We start from the raw sequence: 25121 nt of genomic DNA, 5'->3' as shown, positions 1-25121 counted from the left end.
CGCACGCGCGGCGGTTCACCCGCCCACCGCGAGGGGTGCGAGCGGTCAGCGCAGCAGGTCGGACATCGGCGCCGCGGCGGCATCCTCGTGGGTCAGGGCCGGCAGGCCGAGCCCGTTCTCGACGGTTTTCAGCAGCGAGTAGTGCGTGTACGGCTTCGCGGAGACGAACCCGCGCTTCGCCGCCGGCCCCGCGAACACGCACGCGACGATGTTGTCGGCGGAGTCGCCCTCGTCGAAGGTGATCACGAGGAGCGATCGCTGCGCGGTGAACGACGGCGAGGCCAGGATCGCCGGAACCTCGCGCGCCAACCACGCGTCGCCGGTCGCGACCGAGCAATCGTGCATGTCGTTGCAGAGGTTCGGGCTGATGAAGGAGAACGCCGGAAGCCCCGGCGCCGACGACAGATCGGTGGCGAACTGCGTGAACGGCACGACATGCTGCGCGCACGAGACGGCGTCGTGCGTGACGCTCGGGTAGTACAGGAACGGGTTGTGCTTGACCGCGTACTCGCCCGGGTCGCACGGGTCGCACGGCTTCGGCATGCTCTCGGCGTACATCCTCCAGCTCAGCCCGGCCTTCACGAGCGAGTCAGCCAGGTTCGGGCCCGTGACGAGGCACGATCCTCCCGGCGCGCAGTCGCTGCGGATGCCTCCGGTCGTCCCGCTCGTCAGTGCGAGGTAGTTGGGCAGGCTCGGATGCGTGATCGCGCTGTAGCGGCTCGCCCGCGCGTACTGCGAGGCCAGCCCGTTCAGGTAGGGCGCCTGCGTGTTGCCGATGATGCTCGTCGCGGGCTTGTTCTCGTCGACGATCACGACCACGTGCTGCACGGCTCCGGATGCTCCGCTCGACGCCGCCGCCGACGCCGTCGGCCCGGTCGCCTGCCCGGTGGTCGGCCTGCTCGGGGCCCCGCCCGATCCGCTGGGGACACCGCCCCCTCCCGAGGCGCATCCCGCGAGGAGCATCCCGAGCATGATGACGGCTGCGGCCGTCGCGCGCCGATGGGGTCTCACCCCTCCATTCTCGACCCCGCGCCGCCGCGCGCGCCATTCAGCGCGCGCGGGGGTGCGACGCCGTGTACACGTCGCGGAGGGTGTCCGCCGTGACGAGCGTGTAGATCTGCGTCGTCGCCACCGAAGAGTGGCCGAGCAGCTCCTGCACGACCCGCACGTCCGCTCCCCCGGCCAGTAGGTGCGTCGCGAACGAGTGGCGCAGTGTGTGCGGCGAGATCTCGGCGCTCAGATGAGCGCGGTCGGCGGCGGCCCGGATGATCAGCCAGGCGTTCTGACGGGAGACGCGAGCCCCGCGCATCCCGAGGAAGAGGGCCGGTGTCGCCCGCCCGCGCGCTGATAACGCCGGCCGGGCCCGCACCAGGTAGGCGTCGATCGCGGCGCGTGCGAAACTGCCGAGCGGGACGATGCGCTGCTTGTTGCCTTTGCCGGTGAGCCGAACGATGTCGTCGTCGATCACGTCGTCGACGTTGAGCGCGACGGCCTCGCTGACCCGGGCGCCCGTCGCGTAGAGCAGTTCGAGCAGCGCCTTGTCGCGCAACGCCTGCAGGCTGTCCCCGTCGGTGGCCGCGAGCAGCGCGCCCACCTGATCGATCGTGATCGCCTTCGGCAGGCGGCTGGCGAGCTTCGGCGGCTTCACCTCGTGGGCGACGTCCTGCTCGACCACACCCTCCTCGAGCAGGAACCGGTGGAAGCCGCGGACGGTGGAGAGCATCCGGGCCAGCGACGACGAGGTGAGCGGCGCCTCCTCGCGCGAGCCCAGCTGCTGCGCGAACTGGGAGATCGTGTTGCTCGTCACCGCGCTCAGCGAGTCGATCGACTGCGCGGCCAGCCAGCCCGTGTACACGCCGAGGTCGCGTCGGTAAGCGGCGACGGTGTTGGCCGAGAGCCCGCGCTCGATCGAGACGTGCCGCAGGTACGAATCCACAGCAGTCTCGACGGTCATGCGGCGCCGATCACGCTCCGGCGGCCTTGGGGTGCCGCGGCCACGGCAGGTCGGCCGCCCCGAGCTGCGCCCAGCCGTTCTCGCGGGCGACGCGGGCGGAGAGCACGCCGACGATGAGCGACGGGTTCTGCACGCGCCGGGCGAGCACGGACTCCACGACGTCGTCGAGCGGGACCCAGCGCACCTCGATGTCCGCCTCCTCGTCGGAGCGCGGGAACGCCTCGGCGGTCGGGCTCACCGAGCGGGCGAGGTAGATGCGGATCGCCTCGTCGCTGCCGCCGGGGCTCGTGTAGAACTCGCCGAGCACGTGCCATTCGCCGGCCTGGAGGTCCGCCTCTTCGGCCAGCTCGCGCTTGGCCGCGTCGAGCGGCGCCTCGCCCCGGATGTCGAGCAGTCCGGCCGGGATCTCCCAGTCGCGGTGGCGCACCGGATGCCGGTACTGCTTGATCAGCAGCACACGGTCGTCGTCGTCCAGCGCCAGCACCGCTACGGCGCCCGGGTGGTCGATGTACTCCCGCACGATCTCGTGGTCGTCGTACTGGAAGGTGTCGCGGCGCACATTCCAGATCGCGCCGTCGAACACCGTCTCGGTCGCCGTGATCTCGGGCGTGAACGCGTCGTCGCAGAGGGCCTCCTCGGTCACCACCGGGCGCTCGGCCATCAGGCTTCCGCGGCGACTTCGAACAGCCGGCTGGCCTTCTGGCGGTCGAGGGCGGCGCCGACCAGTCCCCGGAACAGCGGGTGAGCGCGGTTGGGGCGCGACCGCAGCTCGGGGTGGGCCTGCGTCCCGACGTAGAACGGGTGCACCTCGCGGGGCAGCTCGACGTACTCGACCAGGTGGCCGTCGGGCGAGGTGCCCGAGAACCAGAGGCCGGCGTCGGCGATCTGCTCGCGGTAGTTGTTGTTGACCTCGTAGCGGTGGCGGTGGCGCTCGGATGCCTCGGGCGCACCGTACAGCTCGGAGACGATCGAGCCTTCCGCGAGGGTGGCCGGGTAGAGGCCGAGACGCATGGTGCCGCCGAGGTCGCCGCCGGCGATGATCTCGACCTGCTCCGCCATCGTCGCGATGACCGGGAACTCGGTCTCGGGGTCGAACTCCGACGAGGATGCCCCGGCCAGGCCGGCTTCGTGGCGCGCGTACTCGATGACCATGCACTGCAGGCCGAGGCAGAGGCCGAGAGCGGGGATGCCGTTCTCGCGGGCGAACCGGAGCGCGCCGACCTTTCCTTCGATGCCGCGCACGCCGAAGCCGCCGGGCACGCAGATCGCGTCGACGTCCGAGAGCATGTGGGCGGCGCCTTCGGCGGTGCCGCACTCGTCGGAGGCGATCCACTTGAGGCGCACCTTGGCGTTGTGGGCGAAACCGCCGGCCCGGAGCGCCTCGGTGACCGAGAGGTAGGCGTCGGGCAGGTCGATGTATTTCCCGACCAGGCCGATGGTGACCTCGTGCTTGGGGTCGTGCACGGCCTCGAGGAGGTCGCTCCAGCCGTCCCAGTTGACGTCGCTGGTGGCGAGGCCGAGCTGGTCGATGATGTAGGCGTCGAGTCCCTGGTCGTGCAGCATCGTGGGGATGTCGTAGATGCTGGGCACGTCGACGGCGTTCACGACCGCGGCCTCGTCGACGTCGCACATCAGCGCGATCTTGCGTTTGTTGGACTCGGAGACGGGACGGTCGCTGCGCAGCACCAGGGCATCCGGCTGGATTCCGATGGAGCGGAGGGCCGCGACGGAGTGCTGGGTGGGCTTGGTCTTCTGCTCGCCGGAGGCGTTCATGTACGGGACGAGCGAGACGTGCACGAAGAAGCAGTTCTTGCGGCCGAGCTCGTGGCGCACCTGGCGGGCCGATTCGATGAACGGCTGGGATTCGATGTCGCCGACGGTTCCGCCGATCTCGGTGATGATCACGTCGGGGGCGGGCTCGCCGTCGGGTCCGGGCTGGGCCTGGAGGCGCATCCGGCGCTTGATCTCGTCGGTGATGTGCGGGATGACCTGCACGGTGTCTCCGAGGTATTCGCCGCGTCGCTCTTTGGCGATGACGTTGGAGTAGATCTGCCCGGTGGTGACGTTGGCCGACTGGCTCAGGTTGATGTCGAGGAAGCGCTCGTAGTGGCCGATGTCGAGGTCGGTCTCCGCTCCGTCGTCGGTGACGAACACCTCACCGTGCTGGAACGGGTTCATGGTGCCCGGATCCACGTTGAGGTAGGGGTCGAGTTTCTGCATCACGACCCGCAGCCCGCGGGCTGTGAGAAGGTTGCCGAGACTGGCGGCGGTGAGCCCCTTGCCCAACGAAGAAACGACACCACCTGTCACGAAAATGTGCTTGGTAATGCCGTTTGATTTGCCCGCGTCTGTTTTATCCACCACGGGCTTTTATCTTATCAGAGCCGACCGGGTGCTCGCGCCGCGGATCGGATGCCCGAAGCGTTCAGCGCGCGGCCGTCGCCATGTCGACGAGTTCGCGCGCGTGGGCGAGGCCGCTCTCGGAGTCGGGGAGTCCCGACAGCAGACGCGCCATCTCGGCGATGCGTTCGTCGCCCGTGAGCTGGCGGACACTCGACTCGGTGACCGATCCGTCGCTGCCTTTCACCACCGTGAGGTGGTTGGTGGCGAAGGCCGCGACCTGCGCGAGGTGCGTCACGACGATGACCTGGGACGTCTCTGCAAGCCGGGCGAGCCGCCGCCCGATCTCGATGGCGGACGCGCCGCCGACTCCGGCGTCGATCTCGTCGAAGATGAACGTGGGCACCGGGTCGGTGCCGGCGATGACGACCTCGATGGCGAGCATGACCCGCGAGAGCTCGCCTCCCGATGCGCCCTTGCCGAGCGGGCGGGGCTCGGCGCCGGAGTGCGGCTGCAGCAGGATGCTCACCTGATCGCGGCCGCCGGCGGTGTACTCGTCGCGGAGGCTGACCTCGACGACGACGCGGGCGTCGGCCATCGCGAGGGCCGTCAGCTCGTCGGAGACCGCGGCGCTCAGCCGCTGCGCCGCCTCGCGCCGGAGTTCGCTGAGGCCGTCGGCCAGCTCGGCGACGAGCGCTTCGTCGGACTCCACCTCCGCGCGCAGCTGATCGATGCGCTCGGAGTCGCCGTCGAGCTCGAACAGTCGTGAGCTGCCGGTCTCGAGGGCCCGGATGACGTCGTCGAGGGTCGGGCCGTACTTGCGGATGAGGGCGGCCAGCTCAGCGCGGCGCTCCTGCACGATCTCGAGCTCGCGTGCGCCTTCGGTGTCGAGGGTCGCCAGGTAGGTCGAGAGCTGTGCGGCGACGTCGGAGACGAGGTAGTTGGCGTTGGCGACCGCTTCGGCGATCCCGACGAGGGCGGCATCGTGCCCGGAGACCCGTTCGAGGTTGCGGCGTGCATTGTCGAGCAGCGAGAGGGCGTCCGCTCCTTCCGACTCCTCGGCGGAGAGGAGCTCGCGCGCGCCGGCGGCCGCGAGTCGCAGCTCTTCGAGGTTGGAGAGGCGTTCGGCGCGTTCGGCGAGATCGTCGTCTTCGCCCGGCTGCGGGGCCACTGCCTCGATCTCGGCCATGGCGAGGCGCAGGTCTTCCGCCTCGCGGGCCCGGCGGTCCTGGTCGGCGATCAGCTCGTCGAGCTCGGAGCGGTTGTCGCGCCACCGATGGAACACCTGGACATAGAGCTCGAGCGCGTCCGCGAGCGGTGCGCCGGCATAGCGGTCGAGCGCTTCGCGCTGGGCCACGGCCGAGCGCAGCCGGATCTGATCGGACTGGCCGTGCACCACGACCAGCTGGCCGCCCAGCTCGGTGAGCACGCTGACCGGGGCGCTCCGCCCGCCGACGACCGCGCGCGAGCGGCCTTCTGCCGACACCGAACGGGAGAGGACGAGCTCGGCCGATCCCGAGCCCAGCGGGTCGACGTCGCCGCCGGCATCGCGAACCCGCTCCACCACGTCGCCGGTGTCGGCGACCCGCCAGCGTCCTTCGACCCAGGCCTGCGGACTGCCGAGCCGCACCGCACCGGTGTCCGCGCGCTCCCCGAGCAGCAGCCCGAGCGCCGAGACGACCATCGTCTTGCCCGCGCCGGTCTCACCGGTGAGCGCCGTGAACCCGGGCCCGAGGGGCAGAGAGGCGTCTGCGATGACGCCGAGGTCTTTGATCGAGATCTCCTCGATGCCTCCACGCTGGTCAGTCACGCCCTGCCGGCCCCCTCCACCCGGTCACCGGAAGGTCGAACTTGTGCACGAGCCGATCCGTGAACGGGCCCGGGTGCAGGCGCGCCAGCCGCACCGGGATCGGCGAACGACGGACGACGACGCGCGCGCCCGGCGGCAGGTCGTAGGCCCGCCGGCCGTCGCACCAGAGGATGCCCTTGCTCTCGGCACGGTCGAGCAGTTCGACGGCCAGCGACGAGTCGGCGTTGACGACGAGCGGCCGCGAGAACAGGGCATGGGCGCTCAGCGGCACGAGCAGCAGGGCGGCGACGCCGGGCCAGACCACCGGGCCCCCGGCCGAGAACGAGTACGCCGTGGAGCCGGTGGGCGTGGACATCACCACACCGTCGCAGCCGAAGCTCGACATCGGGCGGCCGTCGACCTCGATGACGACTTCGAGCATCCGCTCTCTGCTCGCCTTCTCGACGGTGGCCTCGTTGAGCGCCCAGCTCTCGTAGACGACCTCTTCGCCCACTTTGACGCGGGCCGAGAGCGTCATGCGCTCCTCGACCTCGTAGTCTTTGGCCAGACCACGCGCCACGGCCAGCTCGAGGTCGTCGCGCTCGCTTTCGGCGAGGAAGCCGACGTGACCGAGGTTGACGCCGAGGAGCGGGGCCGAGCATCCGCGCACCAGTTCGGCGGCTCGCAGGATGGTGCCGTCTCCGCCGAGCACGATCACGAGCTCGAGCTCGCTCGGCTGCACATCGACGCCCAGCACGGCGACCTGGTCGAAACTCGGCTCGGCCGCGAGCACGTCGCGCCGCTCGTCTTCGCTCAGGACCGGGATGACGCCGGCTGCGATGAGCTGCGAGCAGACCTCGACCCCTGCTGCGAGGGAATCTTGGCGACCGGTGTGCGCGACGACGAGGATGTACCTGGCGGGTGCATCCATACGCGTCACGCTCCGTTCGGGTGGTGTGGTCCGGTGTTCCCATTCTGCCTGACCCGGACCACCGTCGGGCAACAGGGACGGCAGCCTGTGGAGAATCCGCCCCTGTTGACAGCGGATGCGCGACGCGTGTGCGCGTCGGAGCCTCCGATCCGGGCTCCCGTTCTCTTAGAGCGTCCCCTGCTTCACCGCTTCAAGCCACTCGGTGGGATTCGATCCCCGCGGAGCACTCAGCCACACGAGGTACTCGCGATTTCCTTGGCTGCCCGCGATCGGCGACGGGACGAAGCAGGCCGTCCCGACTCCGAGGTCGAAGGCCGCCCAGAGCACGTTCATCACCGCCTCGGCGCGCAGCACCGGGTCACGCACGATCCCCTCCTTGATGCCGGTGCGCCCGACCTCGAACTGCGGCTTCACCAGCAGCACGAAGTCCGCATCGTCGGCCGCCGTCGCCACGAGGGCCGGCAGCACCTGCGCCAGAGAGATGAACGAGATGTCCGCCACGACCAGCGACGGCCGGATGGGCGCGCCCACCAACCCGGCGAGCGCGTCGGCCGTCAGCGTGCGGGCATTCACTCCCTCGAAGGAGCGCAGCCGCGGCTCGGAGGCGAGCGACGGCGCGAGCTGTCCGTGACCCACATCGATCGCGATCACCTCGGAGACGCCGCGCTCGAGCAGCACCTGGCTGAAGCCGCCGGTCGAGGCGCCGACGTCGAGCGCGACCCGCGCGTCGACCGTCACGCCGAACGCGTCGAGGGCTCCGATCAGCTTGTGCGCGCCGCGGCTCACATAGTGGTCGGCGCCGGCGACCTCGATGAGCTGGGCGTCGCGCACCTTGGCCGAGGCCCTCACGACAGCGAGGCCGTCCACCGTCACCAGACCCTCGGCGATGATGGTGGCGGCGTGGGAGCGGGAGCGCGCGAGACCGCGGGCGGCGAGCGCCACATCCAGTCGCGCGGCGCCTGCCGGAGCCGCCTCCTCCGGAGCCGAGCCGTCCGCAACCGTCTCGTCAGGCATTGCGGTGGACGTCGCCGCCCTCGAGCTCGTCGCGCAGTTCGTCGTGCACCTGGGCGTAGGCGTCCGCGCGCGTGGCGAGCGGCTGGTCCTCGATCAGGTTGAGCCGCGGTACCAGCGCCTCGTCCGCATCCTGCTTCTCGTCACCGTTCATCCCTCAACGGTACGCGAATCGCCGGACTATTCGACGAACAGGCCGGCGAGCGTCTTCTTGCCGCGGCGGAGCACGGCCATCCGGCCCGCCAGCAGCGCGTCGCCCACGGGGACCTCGCCGTCTTCGACCTTGGCGTTGTTGAGGTAGACGCCGCCCTGCGCGATCGCCCGCCGGGCCTCCCCGAGACTGGAGGTGAGCCCGGTGTCGACGAGCGACTGGGTCACGGTGGCCGTCGGAGACGTGGTGGTGTTCGGCAGTTCGCGGAGCGCCGCTTCGAGCGTGTCGGCGTCGAGCTGGGTGAGCTCGCCCTGGCCGAACAGCGCCTGCGCGGCCGCGATGGTCGCCTCGGTCGCTTCGACGCCGTGGACGAGGCTGGTGACCTCGAACGCCAGCCGGCGCTGCGCCTCGCGCTTGAACGGCTCGTTCGCCACCGCCTCGTCGAGTCGCTCGATCTCCGCACGCGTGAGGAAGGTGAAGATCTTGAGGCGCGCGATCACGTCGGCGTCGTCGGTGTTGAGCCAGAACTGGTACATGGCGTACGGGCTGGTGAGAGCCGGGTCGAGCCACACCGCATTGCCCTCGCTCTTGCCGAACTTGGTGCCGTCGCTGTTGGTGATGAGCGGCGTGCCGATGGCGTGGGCGCCGACGTGCTCGACGCGCCGGATCAGGTCGGTCCCGCTCGTGAGGTTGCCCCACTGGTCGCTGCCACCGGTCTGGAGGACGCAGCCGTACTGTCGGTAGAGCTCCAGGAAGTCCATGCCCTGCAGGATCTGGTAGCTGAATTCGGTGTAGCTGATGCCTTCGTCGGAGTTGAGTCGCGCGCTCACGGCCTCCTTCTTGAGCATCGTGCCCACCCGGAAGTGCTTGCCGATGTCGCGGAGGAAGTCGATGGCCGACAGGGGCGCCGTCCAGTCGAGGTTGTTGACCAGGCGGACCGCGTTGTCGCCTTCTGCGCTGAGGAAGCGCGAGACCTGCGCCTGCAGGTAGCCCACCCACTCCGACACGGTCTCCTTGTCGTTCAGCGTGCGCTCGGCGCTCGGCCGGGGGTCGCCGATGAGCCCGGTGGAGCCTCCGACGAGGCCGAGCGGCCGGTGACCGGCCAGCTGGAGCCGTCGCATGGTGAGGAGCTGCACGAGGTTGCCGAGGTGCAGGCTGGGGGCGGTGGGGTCGAAACCGCAGTAATAGGTGACCGGCTCGCCCGCGAGGAGCTGTTTCAGCGCCGCTTCATCCGTGGAGACCTGGATGAGCCCGCGCCACTTCAGCTCATCCCAGACGTCGTCGAAAGACGGGTCGTTGCTCTGCGCTTGGAGGGTTTCTGAGTCGGACACGGAATCAGGCTACCAGCGGGAGGGCTCCAGACCTGATGCCCGGGTGATCAGGTCCGTGAACCTGATAGGGCTAGCATCAGGGATGGAGGCCTGATAGCATACAGATCAGGTTTCCGTACCTGATCGTCGAGAGGAGCATCCGGTGTTCGTCATCACCGCAGACCAAGTCGACAGCCGATCCGAGCCCGACATCGTCGGCGGAACGCTCGCCGGCCTCAACGAGCGCTACGGCGAGCGGCTCGCGCTGCCCGTCGACCGCAACGCCGGCGACGAGATCCAGGCCCTCACCTCCGACCCCCGGGCGGCCCTCGACCTTGTGCTCGAACTCACCCGCAACGGCGCGTGGAGCGTCGGACTCGGCTGCGGGAGCGTCCGCGCGCCCCTGCCGGCGGAGACCCGCGAGGCGAGCGGAGACGCGTTCATCGCGGCGCGCAACGCCGTCACCCGCGCCAAGCGCACGACCACGCGGTTCGCCGTCGACGCCCTGACCGACCCGCTGGCCGCCGAAGACGCCGAAGCCATCCTCAACCTGCTGCTCACCATCCGGGAAGGCCGCTCCCCCGCGGGCTGGGAGCTCTACGACCTGGTCGCCTCCGGCCTCACCCAGGCCGACGCGGCCGCCAGACTCGGCATCACCCCGCAGTCGGCGAGCGACCGCGCGCGGGCGAGCGGCCTCCGTGTCGAGCTCGCGGCGACGGGGGCGCTGACTAGGCTGTTGCAGAGCCTCGACGACGCCCAGCTGCGAACGGACACCGCATGATCCCGTACCTCCCGCCCCTCCTCGCCGCCATCGGCCCTGTGCTGGCCTGGTGTGCAGTGCTGATCCTCGTGATCGCCTCGCTGTGCTGCATCCTGTTCACGATGCGCACGCCGCGCCGCCCCCTGGTCTACGTGGCGACGGGGCTCCTCGGCCTGGCGCTCGTGCTCGTCGCACTGCCGGGCCCGGATGCTCCCCCGCTGTTCCGCGTGCTGATCGGCGTCGTGGTGCTCACCCTCAGCGTGCTCGGAGGAGGTCCCGCCTCGCAGCTCGTGCTGGCGCTCGCATCGCGTGGTGCGGTCCCCGGGGTGCACGGCGGCATCGTGATCGCCGAACGGGCGACGTCCGAGGAGCTCGCCGAGGGTGTCCAGCCCACGCACGAGGTGCTGCGCGGCGGGGCGACGATCGGCTACTTGGAGCGTTTCGCGTCGGCGGGCGCGATCATGGCGGGCTTCCCGGAGGCCATCGCCGTGCTCGTCGCGATCAAAGGCGTCGGCCGCTTCACCGAGCTGGAGGCCTCCGAGGCCCGCGAGCGGTTCATCATCGGAACCCTCACCAGCCTGATCTGGGCCTGCGTCTGCGCCGGCGTCTTCCGCCTCACCGGCGCCTGAGCGCCGGCGCCCCGCCTGCGCGCGCCGCGCTCGAACCCGCACGCTCCCCGAATGAGCCCGCCCCGCAATCGAGCCCGCCCCGCAATCGAGTCCGGACTTGATGGGTCGAAATCGCCGCCGCCGACCCATTAAGTCCGGACTCGATGGCTGGGCGCGGCGCGGGCGCGGCGCGGGCGCGGCGCGGCGCTCAGGCGTGCGACTTGGGGTGGCGCTTGTAGGGCGAGACAGTCGGGTCGCCGGGCAGCCAGAACCGCCACGGGAAGGCTTCTCCCCCGCCCGCGCCCGAGACGCCCGTGCGCGGCCCGGTGACATACGGCGACTGGATGCGCGGCAGCCGCAGCGAGAACGGCTCGGCGAACAGATCGGCCCCGTTCTCCTCCAGCCGGATGCCCGCCGCCACCACGAGCCGCGCCGGCCCGCGCCCGAGATCGCGCGCGACGACCCGGCGGAGCCCACCGCCACCACCGGCACCACCGCCACCACCCGCACCACGGCCACCGACACCACCACCTGACCGGCGCATCGTCGCCAGCTCCTGCCCGTCCACGATCTCGGCCGCCCGCAGCAGCACCGCCGTCGCCTCGCCGTCGGGCGAGCAGACGACGTTCGCGCACACGTGCATCCCGTACGTGAAGTAGGCGTAGAGGTGCCCGGGCGGTCCGTACATCACGGAGTTGCGCTTGGTGCGTCCGCGGAAGGCGTGCGAGCCCGGGTCGAGCCCGTCTCCCACGTAGGCCTCGACCTCGGTGATGCGCAGCGCGACGGAGCCTTCCTCCGTCGCGTGCGTCAGCACCGCGCCCAGCAGTCGCGGTGCCACCTCGAGCGACGACGCGAGGAAGAAGTCCCGGTCGGGCACGTACAGTCCGGCGTCCGCTCCCGCGCCCACGGCCTCCCCCACCTCGGAGTCCCCGCCCACGCTCACGTCAGCGTCTCCCTCAGCGCATCCGCTCAGAAGATCCGGCCACCCGCGACCACCGTGGCGATCAGGCCGCCGACGATCACGAGCACCGCGACGATCACGATCAGAGGGATTACCCACTTCTGGCGGGGCGGCTTGCGGTTCGACAGTCCGGGCATCAGACCAGGTCCCTTCTCACGGCCGGCAACGTCGTCGCCAGCGAACGCACCCGCTCGGTGAGCGCCGCCAGCTGTTCGGCGACCCGCACCGGCGCCGTCCCGCCCACGTTGTCGCGGCTCGCGACCGATCCTTCGATCGTCAGCACCCCACGCACGTCGGGGGTGAGCAGCGGGGACACGGATGCGAGTCCCGCGTCGTCCACCTCGCTCAGCTCCAGACCGCGGTCCTCCGCGTACTTGACGAGGTTGCCCGTGATCTCGTGCGCGTCCCGGAAGGGCACCCGCTGCTTCACCAGCCATTCGGCCACGTCGGTGGCCAGCGAGAAGCCCTGGGGCGCAAGCTCCGCCATCCGGTCGGTGTGGAAGCGCAGGGTGGCGACCATCCCGGTGAACGCCGGCAATACGACCTCGAGGGTGGTGACCGAGTCGAACACCGGCTCCTTGTCCTCCTGCAGGTCGCGGTTGTACGCGAGTGGCAGGCCCTTGAGGGTGGTGAGCAGTCCGGTCAGGTTGCCGATCAGCCGGCCCGCCTTGCCGCGCGTGAGCTCGGCGATGTCGGGGTTCTTCTTCTGCGGCATGATCGACGAGCCGGTCGAGTACGAGTCGTCGAGCGTGACGAACCCGAACTCGCGCGTGTTCCAGAGGATGATCTCCTCGGCGAACCGCGACAGGTCGACGCCGATCTGGGCGGCGACGAACGCGAACTCGGCCACCACATCCCGGGCCGCCGTTCCGTCGATCGAGTTCTCCGAGCTGCGCGCGAAGCCGAGGTCGTGGGCGACCAGCATCGGGTCGAGGCCCAGCGTCGAGCCGGCGAGCGCTCCGGCTCCGTACGGGGACACGTTCGCACGCTTGTCCCAGTCGGCCAGGCGCTCGAGGTCGCGCACCAGCGGCCAGCAGTGCGCCAGCAGGTGGTGGGCGAGCAGGACGGGCTGGGCGTGCTGCAGGTGCGTGCGTCCCGGAAGGATGGCGGTCGGGTGGGCATCCGCCTGCGACGCGATGGCGTCGATCAGCGCGATGATGCGCTCGGCGATGGCTCCGACGTGCGCGCGCAGGTAGAGCCGCACGAGGGTGGCGATCTGGTCGTTGCGGCTGCGGCCGGCGCGCAGCTTGCCGCCGAGCTCCGTTCCGGCTCGCTCGATGAGCCCGCGCTCGAGCGCCGAGTGCACGTCTTCGTCGCTTTCAGCGGCCGAGAAGGCTCCGGATGCGACATCCGCGTCGAGCGCGTCGAGTGCGGCGAGCATCCGGTCGAGCTCGTCGGACGTGAGGTATCCCGCTGCCGCCAGCGCCCGCGCGTGGGCCCGGGAGCCGGCGATGTCGTAGACCGCGAGCTGCCAGTCGAAGTGCGTCGACTTGCTCAGGGCCGCGAGCTCGGGCGACGGGCCACCGGCGAATCGGCCGCCCCAGAGGGCTCCCGCCTCCGCGGCCCGGTTGCCGGACTGTTCGTTGTCGGTCATCGTCACGCTCTCCTTGGCTGGTTCTCTTCGAGTGTAGGTTCCGCCGTCGAGTCCTGAGTTGCTGGGTCGAAAAGGCGGGTTAGACCCCGCCACAACCGACTCGACGGCAAGCGGGGCGCGCTCGGCGCGGCGCGCTCGGCGCGCACGGCGCGCTCGGCGCGGCGCGCTCAGTCCTGCGCGAACAGCCAGACGAGCAGCGCCTTCTGCGCGTGCAGCCGGTTCTCCGCCTCGTCCCAGATGACGCTCTGCGGTCCGTCGATCACGTCGGCCGTCACCTCGTAGCCGCGGTCGGCCGGCAGGCAGTGCATGAACAGCGCGTCGGGCTTCGCGAGCTCCATCAGCGCCGTGTCGACCCGATAGCCGCCGAACACGGCGATGCGCTCCGCCTTCTCGTCCTCTTTGCCCATCGACACCCATGTGTCGGTGACGACCACGTCCGAGCCCGCGACCGCTTCGTTCGGGTCGGTGAACAGGCTCACCGAGCCGCCCGTGGTCCGGGCGATGGCGTCGGCGTCGGCCACGACGGCCTCGGCGGGCGCGTAGCCGGCGGGGGATGCGACCCGCACGTGCATCCCGGCGGTCGCGCCCGCGAGCAGGTACGACTGCGCCATGTTGCTCGCGCCGTCTCCGAGGAAGGTGAGGGTGAGACCGGCGAGCGCGCCCCGCTTCTCCTTGATCGTGAGCAGGTCGGCGAGCAGCTGGCAGGGGTGGAACTCGTCCGACAGCGCGTTGACCACTGGCACCGTCGTGCCGGCCGCCATCTCTTCGAGCCCCGACTGGGCGTAGGTGCGCCAGACGATGGCCGACACCATCCGCTCGAGCACGCGCGCCGTGTCGGACGGCGTCTCCTTGCCGCCGAGCTGGCTGTTCGCCGTCGAGATGATCAGCGGGCTGCCGCCGAGGTCGGCGATCCCGACTGCGAACGAGACGCGGGTGCGCGTCGACGACTTGTCGAAGATCACCGCGACCGTCTGCGGTCCGGCGAGCGGCTTGGCGCCGAATCGGTCCGCCTTGAGCTGCTCGGCCAGTTCGAGGATCTCCGCCTGCTCGGCGGGGGTGATGTCGTCGTCGCGCAGAAAGTGCCTGGTCATCTCGTTCTCTCGTCTCGTGGTGTCGGAGTCGGGCGCCGAGCGGGCCCGGGTGGTCTGGGTCTTCTAGCGGGTGCGGTGCACCGCGGCGAGTGCGCGCCCGAAGCGTTCGCGGAATCCGGCGAGCTCCTCGTCTCCGATGATCAGCGGCGGGGCGAGCCGGATGCTCGACTCGTTGGGCGCGTTGACGATCAGGCCGTTCGCGAGGGCGGCGTCCGAGAGGCGGTGCGCCTCGCCGTCGGTGAGCCCGATGCCCACGAGCAGTCCCTGGCCGCGCAGCTCGCCGATCAGGGGCGACTCGAAGCCCCGGATGATCGCCCGGAGCTCTTCTCCCCGCCGTGCCGCGTTCTGGACCAGTCCGCTGCGCTCGATCTCGCCGAGCACCGCGTTTCCGGCCGCCGTCGCGAGCGGGTTGCCGCCGAACGTCGAGCCGTGCTGGCCCCGCGAGAACAGGTCGGACGCCCAGCCGAAGGTGACGAGCGCTCCGATCGGGACGCCCCCGGCGATGCCTTTCGCCATCGTGACCGCGTCGGGAAGGATGTCCGCGTGCTGGTAGGCGAACCAGCGTCCGGTGCGCCCGACGCCGGTCTGGATCTCGTCGATGATCAGCAGCGCCCCGTGCTGCTCGGTCAGTTCGCGCGCCCGCCGCAGGAAGCCGTCGGGCAGGTCGAGCACCCCGGCCTCGCCCTTGATCGGCTCGATGAAGAGTGCGGCGACCCGGTCGTCGATCGCGGCCTCGAGCGCAGTGATCGTGGACTCGATGTGCTCGACACCGGTCGGAAGCGGCTCGAACGCCTCGCGCATCGGGGGCTTGCCGGTGAGCGCCAGCGAGCCCATCGTGCGGCCGTGGAACGCGTTGTTCAGGGCGAGCACACGTGTGCGGTGCCCGCCGGCCTTGTTCAGCCGGGCGAGCTTGAAGGCGGCCTCATTGGCCTCGGCGCCCGAGTTGCCGAAGTACACCCGGCCGCCTTCGCCGGCGCCGGTCAGCCGCGTCAGACGCTCCGCCAGCTCCAGCTGCGGCGCGGTGGCGAAGTAGTTGGAGACGTGCGCGAGGGTCGCGATCTGCGTGCTCACCGCATCCACCAGCACCGGATGCGCGTGCCCGAGCGAGTTGACCGCGATGCCGCCCAGGAAGTCGAGGTACTCGTTGCCGTCGACGTCCCACACCCGGCAGCCCTCGCCGCGGGCGAGCATCAGCTGCGGCGTCGCCAGCGTGCGCATCATCGTGTGGCGGAATCGTTCGTTCCAGCCGTCTGTCACCTGATCGGCGCTCACGAGGGCACCACCTCCGTTCCGATGCCGGACTGCGTGAAGACCTCGAGCAGGATCGAGTGCGGCACGCGTCCGTCGATGATCGCCGCCTTCGCGACGCCGCCGTCGACGGCGGCCAGGCAGGCCGACATCTTGGGGATCATGCCCGATTCGAGTGACGGCAGCAGCGCGCGCAGCTCGCCGGCGTCGATCTTCGACACGAGCGAGTCGCGGTTCGGCCAGTCGCTGTAGAGCCCGGCGACGTCGGTGAGGATCACGAGCTTCGCGGCGCCGAGCGCGACCGCGAGCGCCGCGGCAGCCGCATCCGCGTTCACATTGAGCGACTGGCCGGGGTCGTCGATGTCGGGCGCGATCGACGACACCACCGGGATGCGGCCCGCGGCGATCTGGGCGTGCACCGCCTCCGGGTCCACGCCGATCACGTCGCCGACGAGACCGAGGTCGACCTCGTCGCCGTCGATGACGACGCGGCGCTTGCGGCCCTGGAACAGCCCGGCGTCCTCCCCAGACAGCCCGGCGGCGAGCGGTCCGTGCTGGTTGATGCTGCTCACGAGCACGCGGTTGATCTGGCCCGTGAGCACCATGCGCACCACGTCCATCGCCTCCGGCGTCGTCACCCGGTAGCCCCCGCGGAACTCGGACTCGATGCCGAGCCGGTCGAGCATCGCGGAGATCTGCGGGCCGCCGCCGTGCACGATGACGGGGTGGATGCCGGCGTAGCGCAGGTACACCATGTCTTCGGCGAACGCGCGCTGCAGCTCGTCGCTGACCATCGCGTTGCCGCCGAACTTGACGACGATGATCTGCTCGTGGAACCGCTTCAGCCACGGGAGCGACTCGATGAGCGTGGCGGCCTTGGCGGCGGCGGCCGCCTGCTCGGCCTGCTCGGCGGGATCGGGCTCGGTGTCGGTGATCGAAGTCATCTCAGCTCGCGTATGCGCTGTTCTCATGCACGTAGTCGTGCGTGAGGTCGTTGGTCAGGATGGTCGCTGTCGCCTCACCGGCGTGCAGGTCGATGAGCACGTGCGCGGCCCGCGGCGTCAGGTCGACGAGCTCGCGGGGCTGACCGGGTTCCCCCGCCACGCACACTTGAACGCCGTTGATCGCGACGTCGATGGCGTACGGGTCGAATTCGGCGTCGGTGGTCCCGACGGCGGCGAGCACGCGGCCCCAGTTGGGGTCGTTGCCGAAGATGGCGGCCTTGAACAGATTGCTCCGCGACACGGAACGGCCGACGGCGACGGCGTCGTCCTCGGTGCGGGCGTTCACCACCTCGATGGCGATGTCGTGGGATGCCCCCTCGGCGTCCGCCTGCAACTGCTCGGCCAGGCTCCGGCAGACTTCGGTGAGGGCGGCGGTGAACTCGTCGAGGTCGGTGTTGACGCCGATCGCGCCGGACGCGAGCAGGGCGACGGTGTCGTTGGTGGACATGCAGCCGTCGGAGTCCAGGCGGTCGAAGGTCACCCGGGTCGCCTGCCGCAGCGCGCTGTCGAGCTGCTCCGAGTCGAGCGGGGCGTCGGTGGTGAGGACGACCAGCATCGTGGCGAGACCCGGCGCGAGCATCCCGGCGCCCTTCGCCATGCCGCCGACGGTCCAGCCGGCGGGCGACACCTGCACGGCCTCCTTCGGCTTCGCGTCGGTGGTCATGATGGCCTCGGCTGCGGCGAGACCCGCGTCCGGTCCGTCCGAGCCGGCGGACTGCAGCGCGAGGGTCGCATCCCAGACGCCGGCCTTCAGCAGGTCGAGGTCGAGCTGGTCGCCGATCAGGCCGGTGGAGCAGACCAGCACGTCGCCCGCGGAGATCTCGAGGCGTTCGGCCACGGTCTCGGCGGTCTCGTGCGTGGTCTGGAACCCGCGGGCCCCGGTGTAGCAGTTGGCGCCGCCGGAGTTGAGCACGATGGCGGACACGACGCCGTCGGCGATCACCTGCTCGCTCCAGAGCACGGGGTTGGCTTTGCAGCGGTTGGTGGTGAACACGGCGGCCGCCGACGCGAGCGGACCGAGGTTCTGCACGATCGCGAGGTCGCGCTTGCCGCTCGATTTGAGGCCGGCGACGACTCCCGCGGCGGCGAATCCGGATGCTGCGGTCACGCTCATGGCGCCACTCCGTTCACGGTCAGGCCGGCGGTCTCGTCGAGGCCGAGGGCGATGTTGGCGGACTGGATGGCGGCGCCCGCCGTCCCCTTGTACAAGTTGTCGAGGGCGAGCACCGTGATGACGCGGCCCGCCGCCTCGTCGACGGCGACGCCGATCAGTGCGGTGTTCGAGCCGAGCACATCCGCGGTGCGCGGAACGCTTCCGGCGGGCAGGACCTGTACGAACGTCTCGCCCGCGTACGCGGCCTCCCACGCGTTCTGAACCTGCTCCGGCGTGACGCCGGGCTTCAGACGCGCGGTCGACGTCGCCAGGATCCCCCGCGACATCGGCACGAGCACCGGAGTGAACGACACGGTGGGATGCCCGGCACCCGCCTTGCGCAGGTTCTGCTGGATCTCGGGGACGTGGCGGTGCGTTCCGCCGACCGCGTACGGGTTGGCAGAGCCGAGGATCTCGCTCGCCAGGTACATGGTCTTGAGGTTCTTGCCCGCACCGGAGGGGCCGACCGCCAGCACGGCGACGATGTCCTCGCCGTCGATGATGCCGGCGGCGATGCCGGGGGCGAGGGCGAGCGAGACGGCGCTCGCGTTGCATCCGGGGGCCGCGATGCGCGTCGCGCCGACGAGTGCGTCGCGCTGCTTGCCGTCACCGACCGGAAGCTCGGGCACGCCGTAGGCCCACGCCCCGAAGTAGTCTCCGCCGTAGAACGCCGCCCACGCCTCTGCGCTCTCGAGGCGGTGGTCGGCGCCGCAGTCGACGACGAGGGTTTCTGCGGGGAGCTGGGCCGCGATCTCGCCCGACTTCCCGTGCGGAAGGGCGAGGAAGACGACGTCGTGGCCGGCGAGGTTCTCCGGGGTGGTCTCGACGAGGGTGAGGTGCGCGAGCGAGCGCAGGTGCGGCTGGTGCGCGAGGAGCGGCTGACCGGCGTTCTGGTTGGCCGTGACCGTGCGGATGTCGAAGTCCGCGTGGCTTGCCAGAATCCTGAGGAGCTCTCCGCCTGCGTAGCCGGATGCACCGGCGACGGCTACCGAGAAAGTCATGCTTCTACCTTATTGAGTGGACGACAGGGGGCCTCGAGACGGCGGCACCTCGGTCGGCCCTCCACGAAGGGTCGCGCCGGCGCCGCCTAGATTCGGCGGTCGCGCAGGCGTCGGCGCAGGGCGCGAGCGGCGGAGGCCGAGCGCGTGTCCGTGATGCACCGAGCGAAAAGCATGTCGCAACCCTAGCGCGCCTTCACCACCGCACGCCAATCGCGCGCGGCGTCACGGCTCAGTCTCGGATGTGCGCTCCGAAGAGCTCCCCGGCGCGCGCAGCGCCCGCGAGCTTCGCCTCCGACGCCTCGGCCGCGGTGAGCGTGCGGTCGTGGGCCCGGAACCGCAGCGCGTACGTCAGGCTCTTGCTTCCCTCGGGCAACCCGGTGCCGCGGTAGTCGTCGACCAGCCGGATGTGCTCCAGCAGTTCTCCGGCGCCCTCGGCGACCGCACGCTCCACCTCGGCCGCGGGAGCGTTCACCGGCACCACGAGCGAGAGGTCCTGCGTCGCCGCCGGGAAGCCTGCGATGGTGCCCGCGACGATGTCGGCCGGTGCAACGCTCACGAGAGCGTCGAGATCGACCTCGAAGACGGCGACGACGCGAGGCAGGTCCGACTCCTCGGCGAGCGCCGGGAGCAGTTCCCCGGCGTAGCCGACGTCGGCCCGTTCGCCGTCGCGTCCGCGGGCCACGAGCCGTGCTGTGCGGCCGGGGTGCATCGCCTGGTGGGTCGCCTGCACGGGTTCGATGGTGAGGCCGAGCGCTGCCGCGGTCTGCGCCGCCATTGTGAGCGCGTCGGCCACGCCGGCGGCCACGGCGTCCTGGCCGGGCTGCTTGAGGATGGCGTGCCCCACCACGAGACCCGCGAGGTATCGCGGCTGCGGCGGGATGCCCAGGTTCAGTCCGGCGAGCACCTCGTCGCTCGGCAGCACCGCCCCGAGCGGCAGGCTCTCGCTTCCGAAGCGCGCGCCGCCGACCGGGCGGAACACGGTGCCGATCTCGTAGATCGCGAGGTCGACGAGCCCGCGCGCCAGGTTGCGCTTGGCGACATCGACGAGTCCCGGGAGCAGGGTGGTGCGCAGGTACGGCGCCGTCGCGTCGAGCGCGTTCGCGATCTTGACCGCGGGCACACTGCCCGCCGTCGGAGAGCCGAACGTGTCGTTCGCGTGCTCGCTCACGAAGGGGAAGGCGAGCACTTCGGTGGCGCCGTTGGCGGCGAGCACCTCGGCGACCGCACGGCGCAGCTTCTGCTCGCGCGTCAGCCCGCGGCCGGGGGGCGCGACGGGGAGCACCGACGGGATGCGGTCGTAGCCGACGATGCGCGCGACCTCTTCGGCGAGGTCGGACTTGTCGCGCAGGTCGGGGCGCCAGCTCGGGGGCACGACTTCGAGCACGTCCCCGCGCTCGGCGAGCGCTCCCCCGATCTCGGCGAGGGCGCCGCGCACCTCGTCGTCGGTGAAGTCGACACCGACCAGCGTCGAGATGTAGTCCTTCGGCAGGCGGATCGGCTCAGGAGCGTCGGCCGCGTCGAAGAGCGATCCGAGAGCATCCGGATGCCCGCCCGCGAGCTGCTCGAGCAGCTGCACCACCCGCGCAGCGGCGGCGACGGCGACCCGGGGGTCCACGCCGCGTTCGAAGCGCTTGGAGGCCTCGCTGGGCAGCTTGTGCCGGCGTGCCGTGCGCGCGATCGACACCGGGTCGAAGTTGGCGGCCTCGATGAGCACGTTGCGGGTGTCCGCCCCGATCTCGGTGGACGCACCGCCCATCACGCCGGCGAGCCCGATCGGCCCGGAGTCGTCGGTGATGAGCAGGTCCTGCTCGTCGAGCGTGCGGGTCTGGCCGTCGAGGGTGACCAGGGTCTCGCCGGTGTGCGCCCGGCGCACGACGATCCCGCCGTGCAGCGTGTCGAGGTCGTAGCCGTGGATGGGCTGCCCGAGCTCGATCATGACGTAGTTGGTGATGTCGACGGTGAGCGAGATCGATCGGATGCCCGCGAGCTTGAGCCGCGAGATCATCCAGGCCGGAGTGGGGCGGCTGCCGTCGACGTCGCGCACGACGCGCGTGACGAACACGCTGGCGCCGGCACGGCCCCGGATGCGCGCCCGGTCGTCGACCGTCACGCTGAAGCCGGCCGCGTGGTCGCCCTTGATGGCGAGGCCGGGTGCGGAGGCGGGGTCGCGGAACGCCGCGCCGGTGGCGTGCGAGTATTCGCGGGCGATGCCGCGGATGGAGAACGCGTAGCCGCGGTCAGGGGTGACGTTGACCTCGACGGCCGTGTCGTCGAGCCCGAGCAGCGAGATCGCGTCAGCGCCGACCTCGGGGTCGAGGCCGAGGGTCTCCAGGCGCAGGATGCCGTCGTGCTCGTCACCCAGGCCCAGTTCGCGGGCCGAGGCGATCATGCCGTCGGAGATGTGCCCGTAGGTCTTGCGGGCGGCGATCGGGAACGGGCCGGGCAGCACGGCGCCGGGCAGGGTCACGACGACCTTGTCGCCGCGGAAGAAGTTGGCGGCGCCGCAGACGATGCCGTGCACGGCGTCGCCTCCGTCGGCCGCGGTCTCGCCGTCGGGGGCGACGCGCACCTGGCACCAACGGATCGTCTTGCCGTTGGTCTGCGGCTCGTCGACGAAGTCGAGGACCTGCCCGACCACCACGGGGCCGGAGATCTCGAACGTGTGCACGTCCTCCTCCTCGAGCCCGACGGACACGAGGGCGGCATGGACGTCTTCCGCCGTCGTTCCCGGCTCGAGGTCGACGTACTCGCCGAGCCAGCTCAGTGGGACGCGCATCAGACCACCATTCCGAACTGCTGGGAGAAGCGCACATCGCCTTCGGCCATGTCGCGCATGTCTTTGACGTCGTTGCGGAACATCAGCGCCCGCTCGACGCCCATTCCGAACGCGAAGCCCGAGTAGACGTCGGGGTCGATGCCCGCCGAGCGCAGCACGTTCGGATTCACCATCCCGCAGCCGCCCCACTCGATCCAGCGCGCCCCGCCCTTGAAGGTGGGGTGCCACAGGTCGAGCTCGGCGCTCGGCTCGGTGAACGGGAAGTAGTTGGGGCGCAGGCGCACTTTGGCCTCGTCGCCGAACAGGTTCTTGACGAAGTGGTCGAGCGTACCGCGCAGGTGCGCCATGGTCAGGCCCTTGTCGACGGCGATGCCCTCGGTCTGGTGGAACACCGGCAGGTGCGTGGCGTCGAACTCGTCGGTGCGGAACACCCGGCCGGGCGCGATGCGATACACCGGCAGCTCGTTGCCGAGCAGGGCGCGCAGCTGCACCGGGGAGGTGTGCGTGCGCAGCACCATGTGGGCGTTCGTCGGCTCGACGAAGAAGGTGTCCTGCATGGCGCGCGCCGGGTGGTCCTCGTCGAAGTTGAGGGCGTCGAAGTTGTACCACTCGCTCTCGAGCTCGGGGCCTTCCGCCACCTCCCAGCCCATGCCGATGAAGACGTCGGCGATGCGCTCCTGCAGCAGGGAGAGCGGATGCCGCGCGCCGGGCGTCCAGCGCGCCGCCAGGGCCGAGACGTCGACGGCCTCGGCGGCGAGACGCGCGGCGTCTTCGGCAGCCTGGATCTGCTCCTCTTTGGCGGTGAACGCCTGGTTCACACGACCGCGGGCCTGCCCGACGAGCTTGCCGGCAGCGGCCTTCTGGTCGTTGGGAACGGAGCGCAGGCTCGCGTTCAGGCGGGCGAGCGGCGAGCCCTCGGCGGTGTGCTCGGTGCGCACGACCTTGAGCGCCGTGGAGTCGGCCGCCGCATCGATCGCCGCGAGGGCGGCGACGACGGCTGCTTCGACCGTTGTTTCGGAGATTTCGGTGGTATCGGACACGAGACCCAAGTTTAGTGGGCCGCCTCCGCGTACACCTCGTACGCCGCCTCCCAGAGCGCTTCGGGCTTCGGCACCGTCAGGCCGTTCAGCAGCAGCACGAGACCGTCGACGAGGGCGTGCCAGCCCGCGGCGAAGTCGGGGGCCGAGCGCAGCCTGCCGGCCCCGAACACGTCGGGGATCGGGTCCTGGTCGAGCACGAACAGCGTGCCGTCTCCGTGCTGCTCCAGCCGGATCGTCACGGCCTCTCCGCCGGCGCCCCATGTGAACGAGAACAGCCGGCCCACTTCGAGCGCCAGCACCTCTGTGGGCGGCACCGACTCGGGCAGGTTCGTGTCGCCGAGGCGGAAGGTGTCCCCCTGTCGCAGGGGCCGGATGCGCGCGGGATCGTCCGGCCACTCGACCACCGGCCACAGCCAGCGTCCGATGCGCTCCGGTCTCGTCAGGGCATCCCAGACCGCGGTGATCGGTGCGTCGAGCATCCGTTCGAGATGGACACCGGACCTGCCGTCGTCGCGGATCATCCTCGCCGCGACCAGCCCTGCCTCCTCCCGCCGGTACTCGTCCAGCGCCGCGTCGAAGGCCGCCGGGTCCGCTGCCTCCCCGACGTAGCCGAGCTCGTTCACGGGAGACGGGTCGCCGCCGACCTCACGGGCGAGGTGGGTCAGCACGTCTTCCCAGCCCGCGCCGTAGACCGCCGCCGTCACGGCCTGCACCCGCCGGTGCGACAGGGTGAGCCGCGCGCGGTCCGAACCGACGGGCTCGAGCTCGACCGCCAGTTCGGTCTCGGCCTCCTCGTCGCCGCCGCCCGAGAACCGCCAGCTGACCCGGATGCTCCGCTCGGGCTCGCACGACAGCACCCGGCCCGCAGCGATCGCCTCGCCGTCGGCCCGCCCCAGCTCGATGCGGTAGTCGTCGCCGTCGGCGGTGTACCGGCCGATCCAGTGCGCGAGCCTCTCGGGCTCGGTCAGCGCGCTCCAGAGCTCGGCCACGGTCGCCGGGTACTCCCGTTCGACCGTCACCGACCGGCGCGCTCCGTCGAGTGCGATGTCTCCCCAGATCGTCACGATGCTTCCTCTCCGCTCACGGATGCCGGCGGCTCGCCGGTCTCGTCGACTCGCGCTCTGCGCCGGCCCCGCACGAGCTCCGTCTCGAGAGCGTCGAGCCGCTGCGACCAGAAGCCGAGCACGCCGTCGAACCAGGAGGCCGCCGCATCCAGTCGTTCACGGTCGAGCGCGTAGACGCGCTGCTTGCCGTCGACCGCACTGGTCACGAGGCCGGTCTCGCGCAGGATGCGCAGGTGCCGTGACGCCGCCGGCTGGCTGATCCCGAACTCGGCGGACGCGCGCACGGCGAGTTCCCCGGCAGTCAGGTCGCCCGCGCCGAGCAGCTCGACGAAGCGGCGCCTGACGGGGTCGCCGATCGCTTCCAACGCGTCCATGACGCGAACGTATCAAATACGAGTTATATAACGCAAGGATTAATCGAAGAGATCGGCCGAACGCTGGGCGAATGCCGACTCGTACAGGCAGACAGAGGCGGCGGTCGCGAGATTCATCGACTCGGCGCGCCCGTAGATCGGCACGGTGACCACGCGGTCGACCAGTGCCAGCAGCTCGTCGTCCAGCCCGCGGGCCTCGTTGCCGAACACCCAGGTCGTCGGACGGGCCAGCTGGCCGTCAGTGCGGGCCGCGAGCAGGTCCTCCCCCTTGATGTCGGCGGCGAGCACCTGGAGACCTGCCGCGTGCGCGCGCTCGACCACGTCATCCAGACTCGCGCCCACGGCGACCGGAACGTGGAACAGCGAACCCGTCGTCGAGCGCACCACCTTGGGGTTGTAGAGGTCCACCGTGCGACCGGTGAGCACGACCGCGTCGGCGCCGGCCGAGTCGGCGGCCCGGATGATCGTGCCGGCGTTCCCCGGATCCCGCACCTCTTCGAGAACGGCCACCAGGCGCGGCTCACCGGAGAAGATGTCGCGGATCGAGGTGGGGAACTGGCGGCACACGGCGACGAAGCCCTGTGGGGTGACCGTGTCGGCCATCGTCTCGAGCACGTGCTCGGTGACGAACTCGACGTCGACCCCGGCCTCGACGGCCGTCTGGGCGATGTCGCTGTAGCGCTCCAGGGCGGTCGGGGTCGCATAGAGCTCGACCACCAGCTCGGGGCGGAAGGTGAGCGCCTCGGCGACGGCTTGCGGCCCTTCCAGCAGGAAGAGCCCGGTCTCCGACCTGGCACTCCGCTTCGCGAGTTTGGCAACGGCCCGTACGCGCGGCGAGCGCGGGTTGTCAAGCATGCCTCAAGCCTAGTGGTGCGAGCAATCGCGTAGTGGTGCACGCGATCGAGCCCGGAGTGCCCCGACCGAAATGCGTGATTTCGGCCGAAGAGCTCCGGGCTCGATG

At 70.8% G+C, this 25121-nt stretch carries 24 protein-coding genes; 2 read left to right on the top strand and 22 right to left on the bottom strand.

Annotation, left to right across the window (positions count from 1 at the left end; genetic code table 11):
* Positions 1 to 45: 45 nt before the first annotated feature.
* The 9 genes from ACFVV5_RS07505 to tyrS all read right to left on the bottom strand — a co-directional run bounded on the left by ACFVV5_RS07505 (position 46) and on the right by tyrS (position 9507).
* Positions 46 to 1011, bottom strand: a complete 966-nt coding sequence (locus ACFVV5_RS07505; RefSeq protein ID WP_387241269.1) for an alkaline phosphatase family protein — start codon at positions 1009 to 1011, stop codon at positions 46 to 48.
* Between the two features lie 37 nt (positions 1012 to 1048).
* The gene (xerD, locus tag ACFVV5_RS07500; RefSeq protein WP_387241266.1) at positions 1049 to 1954 is read right to left on the bottom strand and encodes a site-specific tyrosine recombinase XerD; all 906 of its coding nucleotides are present in this window, start codon (positions 1952 to 1954) and stop codon (positions 1049 to 1051) included.
* A gap of 10 nt (positions 1955 to 1964) precedes the next feature.
* Complete coding sequence (locus ACFVV5_RS07495; RefSeq protein ID WP_387241263.1) at positions 1965 to 2615, bottom strand: NUDIX domain-containing protein; 651 nt, start codon at positions 2613 to 2615, stop codon at positions 1965 to 1967.
* Positions 2615 to 4315, bottom strand: coding sequence for a CTP synthase (locus ACFVV5_RS07490; RefSeq protein WP_387241260.1), 1701 nt, complete (start codon positions 4313 to 4315; stop codon positions 2615 to 2617). The genes ACFVV5_RS07495 and ACFVV5_RS07490 overlap by 1 nt, the downstream gene beginning before the upstream one ends.
* A gap of 64 nt (positions 4316 to 4379) precedes the next feature.
* Positions 4380 to 6104, bottom strand: a complete 1725-nt coding sequence (recN, locus tag ACFVV5_RS07485) for a DNA repair protein RecN (protein ID WP_387241257.1) — start codon at positions 6102 to 6104, stop codon at positions 4380 to 4382.
* Positions 6097 to 7014, bottom strand: a complete 918-nt coding sequence (locus tag ACFVV5_RS07480) for an NAD kinase (RefSeq protein WP_387241254.1) — start codon at positions 7012 to 7014, stop codon at positions 6097 to 6099. The genes recN and ACFVV5_RS07480 overlap by 8 nt, the downstream gene beginning before the upstream one ends.
* A 165-nt stretch (positions 7015 to 7179) precedes the next feature.
* Positions 7180 to 8028, bottom strand: coding sequence for a TlyA family RNA methyltransferase (locus tag ACFVV5_RS07475; protein WP_387241251.1), 849 nt, complete (start codon positions 8026 to 8028; stop codon positions 7180 to 7182).
* On the bottom strand, positions 8021 to 8179 hold the full coding sequence (locus ACFVV5_RS07470; protein WP_387241248.1) for a hypothetical protein: 159 nt from the start codon (positions 8177 to 8179) through the stop codon (positions 8021 to 8023). The genes ACFVV5_RS07475 and ACFVV5_RS07470 overlap by 8 nt, the downstream gene beginning before the upstream one ends.
* 26 nt (positions 8180 to 8205) lie before the next feature.
* The gene (tyrS, locus tag ACFVV5_RS07465; protein WP_387241245.1) at positions 8206 to 9507 is read right to left on the bottom strand and encodes a tyrosine--tRNA ligase; all 1302 of its coding nucleotides are present in this window, start codon (positions 9505 to 9507) and stop codon (positions 8206 to 8208) included.
* A 142-nt stretch (positions 9508 to 9649) separates the two neighbouring features.
* Here tyrS and ACFVV5_RS07460 point away from each other — a divergent pair, with 142 nt between their 5' ends.
* Together ACFVV5_RS07460 and ACFVV5_RS07455 are read left to right on the top strand one after the other, a co-directional pair.
* Positions 9650 to 10267 carry a DNA-binding protein gene (locus tag ACFVV5_RS07460; RefSeq protein WP_387241242.1) on the top strand — a complete coding sequence of 206 codons (618 nt, stop codon included), beginning with the start codon at positions 9650 to 9652 and terminating at the stop codon, positions 10265 to 10267.
* Positions 10264 to 10875: a hypothetical protein gene (locus ACFVV5_RS07455; RefSeq protein ID WP_387241239.1), complete on the top strand. Its 612-nt coding sequence runs from the start codon at positions 10264 to 10266 to the stop codon at positions 10873 to 10875. The genes ACFVV5_RS07460 and ACFVV5_RS07455 overlap by 4 nt, the downstream gene beginning before the upstream one ends.
* A 187-nt stretch (positions 10876 to 11062) precedes the next feature.
* Here the strand turns inward: ACFVV5_RS07455 and ACFVV5_RS07450 are convergent, their stop codons facing one another.
* From ACFVV5_RS07450 to ACFVV5_RS07390, 13 genes are all read right to left on the bottom strand, one after another.
* On the bottom strand, positions 11063 to 11731 hold the full coding sequence (locus tag ACFVV5_RS07450) for a DNA-3-methyladenine glycosylase (RefSeq protein ID WP_387241355.1): 669 nt from the start codon (positions 11729 to 11731) through the stop codon (positions 11063 to 11065).
* Positions 11732 to 11823: 92 nt separating this feature from the next.
* Positions 11824 to 11952, bottom strand: coding sequence for a hypothetical protein (locus tag ACFVV5_RS07445; protein ID WP_387241236.1), 129 nt, complete (start codon positions 11950 to 11952; stop codon positions 11824 to 11826).
* Positions 11952 to 13409 carry an argininosuccinate lyase gene (argH, locus tag ACFVV5_RS07440; RefSeq protein ID WP_387241234.1) on the bottom strand — a complete coding sequence of 486 codons (1458 nt, stop codon included), beginning with the start codon at positions 13407 to 13409 and terminating at the stop codon, positions 11952 to 11954. Before argH ends, ACFVV5_RS07445 begins: the two co-directional genes overlap by 1 nt.
* A gap of 167 nt (positions 13410 to 13576) precedes the next feature.
* Positions 13577 to 14500: an ornithine carbamoyltransferase gene (gene argF / locus ACFVV5_RS07435; RefSeq protein WP_387241231.1), complete on the bottom strand. Its 924-nt coding sequence runs from the start codon at positions 14498 to 14500 to the stop codon at positions 13577 to 13579.
* A gap of 63 nt (positions 14501 to 14563) precedes the next feature.
* Positions 14564 to 15772 carry an acetylornithine transaminase gene (locus ACFVV5_RS07430; RefSeq protein ID WP_387241228.1) on the bottom strand — a complete coding sequence of 403 codons (1209 nt, stop codon included), beginning with the start codon at positions 15770 to 15772 and terminating at the stop codon, positions 14564 to 14566.
* Positions 15769 to 16692 carry an acetylglutamate kinase gene (gene argB, locus ACFVV5_RS07425; RefSeq protein ID WP_387241225.1) on the bottom strand — a complete coding sequence of 308 codons (924 nt, stop codon included), beginning with the start codon at positions 16690 to 16692 and terminating at the stop codon, positions 15769 to 15771. The genes ACFVV5_RS07430 and argB overlap by 4 nt, the downstream gene beginning before the upstream one ends.
* A gap of 1 nt (position 16693) precedes the next feature.
* On the bottom strand, positions 16694 to 17866 hold the full coding sequence (gene argJ / locus ACFVV5_RS07420; RefSeq protein WP_387241222.1) for a bifunctional glutamate N-acetyltransferase/amino-acid acetyltransferase ArgJ: 1173 nt from the start codon (positions 17864 to 17866) through the stop codon (positions 16694 to 16696).
* Positions 17863 to 18906: an N-acetyl-gamma-glutamyl-phosphate reductase gene (gene argC, locus ACFVV5_RS07415; RefSeq protein WP_387241219.1), complete on the bottom strand. Its 1044-nt coding sequence runs from the start codon at positions 18904 to 18906 to the stop codon at positions 17863 to 17865. Before argC ends, argJ begins: the two co-directional genes overlap by 4 nt.
* A 229-nt stretch (positions 18907 to 19135) precedes the next feature.
* Positions 19136 to 21682: a phenylalanine--tRNA ligase subunit beta gene (gene pheT / locus ACFVV5_RS07410; protein WP_387241216.1), complete on the bottom strand. Its 2547-nt coding sequence runs from the start codon at positions 21680 to 21682 to the stop codon at positions 19136 to 19138.
* On the bottom strand, positions 21682 to 22722 hold the full coding sequence (pheS, locus tag ACFVV5_RS07405) for a phenylalanine--tRNA ligase subunit alpha (protein WP_387241213.1): 1041 nt from the start codon (positions 22720 to 22722) through the stop codon (positions 21682 to 21684). Before pheS ends, pheT begins: the two co-directional genes overlap by 1 nt.
* A gap of 11 nt (positions 22723 to 22733) precedes the next feature.
* Positions 22734 to 23786, bottom strand: a complete 1053-nt coding sequence (locus ACFVV5_RS07400) for an SRPBCC domain-containing protein (RefSeq protein WP_387241210.1) — start codon at positions 23784 to 23786, stop codon at positions 22734 to 22736.
* The gene (locus tag ACFVV5_RS07395; RefSeq protein WP_387241207.1) at positions 23783 to 24160 is read right to left on the bottom strand and encodes an ArsR/SmtB family transcription factor; all 378 of its coding nucleotides are present in this window, start codon (positions 24158 to 24160) and stop codon (positions 23783 to 23785) included. The genes ACFVV5_RS07400 and ACFVV5_RS07395 overlap by 4 nt, the downstream gene beginning before the upstream one ends.
* A gap of 39 nt (positions 24161 to 24199) precedes the next feature.
* Positions 24200 to 25015, bottom strand: coding sequence for a TrmH family RNA methyltransferase (locus tag ACFVV5_RS07390; RefSeq protein ID WP_387241204.1), 816 nt, complete (start codon positions 25013 to 25015; stop codon positions 24200 to 24202).
* Positions 25016 to 25121: the final 106 nt, after the last annotated feature.

It is taken from the genome of Leifsonia sp. NPDC058248, from assembly GCF_042881905.1.
Classification (GTDB): Bacteria; Actinomycetota; Actinomycetes; order Actinomycetales; family Microbacteriaceae; genus Leifsonia.
The sequence above is the reverse complement of the archived record's forward strand: the minus strand, read 5'-3'. Positions and strand labels throughout refer to the sequence as shown.

Bases quoted from the DNA above. Each gene is read 5' to 3' on its own strand.
- ACFVV5_RS07390 (WP_387241204.1), bottom strand. From the start codon at position 25,015: ATGCTTGACAACCCGCGCTCGCCGCGCGTACGGGCCGTTGCCAAACTC.
- xerD (WP_387241266.1), bottom strand. From the start codon at position 1,954: ATGACCGTCGAGACTGCTGTGGATTCGTACCTGCGGCACGTCTCGATC.
- ACFVV5_RS07470 (WP_387241248.1), bottom strand. From the start codon at position 8,179: ATGAACGGTGACGAGAAGCAGGATGCGGACGAGGCGCTGGTACCGCGG.
- argC (WP_387241219.1), bottom strand. From the start codon at position 18,906: ATGACTTTCTCGGTAGCCGTCGCCGGTGCATCCGGCTACGCAGGCGGA.
- ACFVV5_RS07445 (WP_387241236.1), bottom strand. From the start codon at position 11,952: ATGCCCGGACTGTCGAACCGCAAGCCGCCCCGCCAGAAGTGGGTAATC.
- ACFVV5_RS07395 (WP_387241207.1), bottom strand. From the start codon at position 24,160: ATGGACGCGTTGGAAGCGATCGGCGACCCCGTCAGGCGCCGCTTCGTC.
- ACFVV5_RS07455 (WP_387241239.1), top strand. From the start codon at position 10,264: ATGATCCCGTACCTCCCGCCCCTCCTCGCCGCCATCGGCCCTGTGCTG.
- ACFVV5_RS07495 (WP_387241263.1), bottom strand. From the start codon at position 2,615: ATGGCCGAGCGCCCGGTGGTGACCGAGGAGGCCCTCTGCGACGACGCG.
- argF (WP_387241231.1), bottom strand. From the start codon at position 14,500: ATGACCAGGCACTTTCTGCGCGACGACGACATCACCCCCGCCGAGCAG.
- pheT (WP_387241216.1), bottom strand. From the start codon at position 21,682: ATGCGCGTCCCACTGAGCTGGCTCGGCGAGTACGTCGACCTCGAGCCG.
- argB (WP_387241225.1), bottom strand. From the start codon at position 16,692: ATGACTTCGATCACCGACACCGAGCCCGATCCCGCCGAGCAGGCCGAG.
- ACFVV5_RS07480 (WP_387241254.1), bottom strand. From the start codon at position 7,014: ATGGATGCACCCGCCAGGTACATCCTCGTCGTCGCGCACACCGGTCGC.
- argJ (WP_387241222.1), bottom strand. From the start codon at position 17,866: ATGAGCGTGACCGCAGCATCCGGATTCGCCGCCGCGGGAGTCGTCGCC.
- ACFVV5_RS07475 (WP_387241251.1), bottom strand. From the start codon at position 8,028: ATGCCTGACGAGACGGTTGCGGACGGCTCGGCTCCGGAGGAGGCGGCT.
- argH (WP_387241234.1), bottom strand. From the start codon at position 13,409: ATGACCGACAACGAACAGTCCGGCAACCGGGCCGCGGAGGCGGGAGCC.